4 protein-coding genes are annotated in these 3,814 nt (G+C 41.9%); all 4 read left to right on the top strand.

All coding sequences use genetic code 11. The features are described 5' to 3' along the window. Positions 1–380 precede the first annotated feature (380 nt). The 4 genes from Q0P86_RS16630 to Q0P86_RS16615 all read left to right on the top strand — a co-directional run bounded on the left by Q0P86_RS16630 (position 381) and on the right by Q0P86_RS16615 (position 3,773). On the top strand, positions 381–560 hold the full coding sequence (locus tag Q0P86_RS16630) for a hypothetical protein (protein WP_295041052.1): 180 nt from the start codon (positions 381–383) through the stop codon (positions 558–560). Between the two features lie 763 nt (positions 561–1,323). After that, on the top strand, positions 1,324–2,577 hold the full coding sequence (locus Q0P86_RS16625; protein WP_366941356.1) for a DNA cytosine methyltransferase: 1,254 nt from the start codon (positions 1,324–1,326) through the stop codon (positions 2,575–2,577). Next, positions 2,577–3,443 carry a hypothetical protein gene (locus Q0P86_RS16620; protein WP_295041048.1) on the top strand — a complete coding sequence of 289 codons (867 nt, stop codon included), beginning with the start codon at positions 2,577–2,579 and terminating at the stop codon, positions 3,441–3,443. The genes Q0P86_RS16625 and Q0P86_RS16620 overlap by 1 nt, the downstream gene beginning before the upstream one ends. Before the next feature lie 3 nt (positions 3,444–3,446). Further along, complete coding sequence (locus Q0P86_RS16615; RefSeq protein ID WP_295041046.1) at positions 3,447–3,773, top strand: hypothetical protein; 327 nt, start codon at positions 3,447–3,449, stop codon at positions 3,771–3,773. The last annotated feature ends 41 nt before the right edge of the window (positions 3,774–3,814 follow it).

The following is a 3,814-nucleotide window of genomic DNA, read 5'->3' as shown; positions in this document are numbered from 1 at the left end:
CGCCCACCGGGGCGAAAAACCGGGCCGAAAGGCCCGGAACAAAGAAGGGACAGCGTCTGAATTACGATAATTTTACGCCTGAAAACGACAAATAAGCCCATCTTCAGGAAAAGAATGTATTTTTAGAGGTACCCTATAGTCAAAAGCGGCGGCTCCCGGAAACGGAAGTCGCCTTTTTTGTTAGATTTCAGGTTGAATTAAAAAGTTTTACCGGACACTAATATTTTTATATATTCAATAAGTATAGGGATGTAGCCGAGCAGTCGGTCAAGGAGTATCTCGAATACTTTGCGACCAACAAGGCAACATCCAAGGGAACAAAGAACATCGAACTTCAGCGGCAATGGTATCTGTCGGACAACGAAACGAGGAAGCGCTATATGACTTGGCAACAGGAATTGGATGACTTGGTGTACGATGAACGCCAGCGCACTAAAGCTGCCGAAAAACGCGCCAGCGAGGCTGAAACCCGTGCTGACGAAGAAAAGTCTCGTGCGGATGCTGCAGAAAATCGTGCCGACAAGTACGAGAAGATTCTCAGGGAACACGGGCTCCTTTAACTAGGGCCTTGGAGCACTTTTTTGTTTAAAATCGGTCCGCAGGGGCCGGTTTTGCTATTTTAGGTCGCTTTTTTGCAACAAAAACGGCAAATGTCACCTTTTGCCATTCCAAAAATCTATATTTCAAGGCAAATAGAGTTTTTGCTCTTGTTCTCCGGCTGAAAACTAGACACTTTCACGAACATGGAGAATAAGGCGAACGCTCACGTCTGCGACCGGTTTAGGCCTGCCGCATCGTTTTGGTACATGCATATTTGATAAATCTGCCTGTAGGTAAGCGGCCATTATGGGGCGTGAGTTGTTTGCGCTTATTGTGTTCGGGCAGTCTAGGCCTTCAGTCGGTAAGTGCATTCAACTCCACGCCTTTTTTATATCCAGAAAAAGCTTGGACGTGTCTGCAAGAACGAGGGTGAACACTCGCTGAGTATCGCTCTTGTTCTTCGACTGAAAACTAGACACTTTCAAACACAAAGAATAAGACAATGACTCGCCACAGCCCGTGTATTGCATGGGCGTAGTGTATACCCCGGGCGTATTGTATCCGTTCGGGACTGTTGTGCAATGTCATTGCGAACCCTGAAAGGGTGAAGCAATCTATTGCAAGATTATGCGGGTGTATTGTATTCGTTTGAAAATGTCGCGCTTTTAGGCGAGGAGTGAGTCGGCTCCCCGCCGTTCTTTTTTGTCCGCACCCCGGCCAAGCGAATCGGCCAGAACCGCTCCCGCGAGAGTGAACTCGTTCACTTTCAACACGGAGCGAATGATGGCTCAGAAAAGGCCTTATACATTTATCGATTTGTTTGCCGGATGCGGAGGACTATCCGAAGGATTCCTTGCTACAGGCGAGTATGAAGGGCTCGCTCATGTGGAATGGGAAACTCCTATGGTCAACACGTTAAGAAAACGTTTAGTTGATAAATGGAATCATTCTGAAAATGATGCGAAAAGAAGAGTCATAAAATTTGATGTTCAGAAAACAGACGAATTAATTCTCGGTCAATGGTCCGATGAATCAAGAAAACTGTATGGAGCAGAGAATGATTCGCTTGTTATTGAAAAGGGCCTTGTCGGGTTAATCGGAACAAGAAAGGTTGACTGCATTATTGGAGGCCCTCCTTGCCAAGCATACTCCATTGCGGGAAGAGCTCAATCTCCAACTGGAATGAAAAATGATTATCGAAACTACTTATTTGAAAGTTTCGTCAAAATCGTCAATTATTTCAAACCGAAATTTTTCGTCTTTGAAAATGTTCCCGGCTTATTGAGCGCATGTCCCGGCGATAAACCTGTCAAAGAACGAATTTATGAAGCCTTTGATAAGATTGGTTATGAAATCAGAAAACCCGAAGAATTAAAAAAATCTGTTTATTGCGCAGAAGATTTTGGCGTACCCCAAAAAAGAAACCGAGTCATAATTATTGGCGTTCCTAAAAAATCCAAAATTAAACTTGATTCGTTTTACAAATCACTTGATTCATATAAAGTAGCGGAATATAAAACCGTACGTGATGCTATTGGGAAACTTCCCAAGCTATATCCATTGGAGACTGTTGAAGATTCGGGAAGGTCAAAGGTTTCTCACAAACAGGTTTCTGGCAAGCAGGTCGACCTTCATGTTCCTCGATATAACGGCAAAAGAGATCAGACGCTCTTCTATGAATGGCTTTCTAAGGATATGAATTCTTTCTCTCAGGAAGAGAAAAAGAAATTCTACACGAAGATCACCGGCCATACATCCAATCATATCAAATACCGAAATATTGAATGGGATAAGCCTTCGCCAACAATTGTTGCGCACCTTCAAAAAGATGGATACATGTTTATCCATCCTGATATTAAGCAATTAAGAACGATAACAATAAGGGAAGCAGCGCTTCTTCAGTCCTTTCCTCTTGATTACAAATTTCTGGGTTCCAATCCATACTGCTTCAAAATGATTGGAAACGCGGTTCCCGTCCTTTTTGCAAAGAGCATTGCAAATGCGATGGCAAATGCCATGAATGGAGGGGATAGGTAATGAAAAGGCCCCTAAACATTCTTATTGCGTGCGAAGAAAGTCAAGCTGTATGTAAAGCGTTTCGAAAACTAGGACATAATGCATATAGTTGCGACTTGTTGGCTTGCAGCGGAGAACATCCGGAATGGCATTTTAATCATGATGTTACAGAAGTCTTAAACAAAACAAACTTGATTTTACAAAATGGAAAGAAAGCTTCTGTAAATGGGATGTGGGATCTTATGATAGGCCATCCGCCCTGTACGTATTTAGCTGTTAGCGGAGCGCAATGGTATTACCATCCAGACGACAAAAATTTACCTGTTGAAAAGAGACGCCCCCATCCTAAATATCCGAACAGAGCAAAAGATCGAGAAGATGGCGTTAATTTTTTCATGCTCCTTGCAAACGCAAGAATAAAGAGGATTGCTATAGAAAATCCCGTTGGCATAATGAGTAATAGATGGAGAAAGCCCGACCAAAAAATTCAACCATATGAATTTGGTGATCCGTATTCAAAAGGAACCTGTTTGTGGCTGAAAAATCTATGGACATTGCATCCCTCGAAAGAAACAGAAGACCATGGCGAAAAGATTTTTTTCAAAAGTGGCAAGTCCCAACCCAAGTGGTATTCTGAAGCACTATCAAAAGCGAAAACTCCAGAAGAACGACGAACATTAAGAAGTAAAACTTTCCCGGGAATAGCGAGAGCAATGGCAGAACAATGGAGCATTCAGATTGCTCTAGAAGAAAATCTATTGACAGAATCTGAAAAGAAAATCCTTGGAGCCGATTATAAAACATTGGATCGTCTAAACGATGAACAAATCCAAGAGATTGAAAAAAGAGAGCAACAACTTATATCGTTTTGGCTTAACAAGAGGTAGCATATGGGTGACCCAATATGTAAATGGAGAAAAGTTAGCACGGAAAACATCATAGAAATGGTTTCTTGGCTTCCCAAAAGAGTTTGCTCAGAAGGTGAGTACAAATCACATATGTTGCAACATCCGATTGGTAAAGCTTTTCTTAGGACCGCCTGTCAGTTGTCTTGTCAATTGGGCCTACAATATGTTGATGAAAGAAAAATGTTTCATCCTAGATTTGACCATGATATAACTGAAAATGAAGCGAAAGAGTATCTTAAATATTGGATTACAAGATATTACGTCCCAAATCCATATACAAAGATGGGATTCAAAAAAGGGAACCTCTAAAAATACATTCTTTTCCTGAAGATGGGCTTATTTGTCGTTTT

The sequence above is a fragment of the uncultured Fibrobacter sp. genome, assembly GCF_946062555.1.
Taxonomy (GTDB): Bacteria; Fibrobacterota; Fibrobacteria; order Fibrobacterales; family Fibrobacteraceae; genus Fibrobacter.
This window is presented reverse-complemented; position numbering and strand designations above follow the sequence as displayed.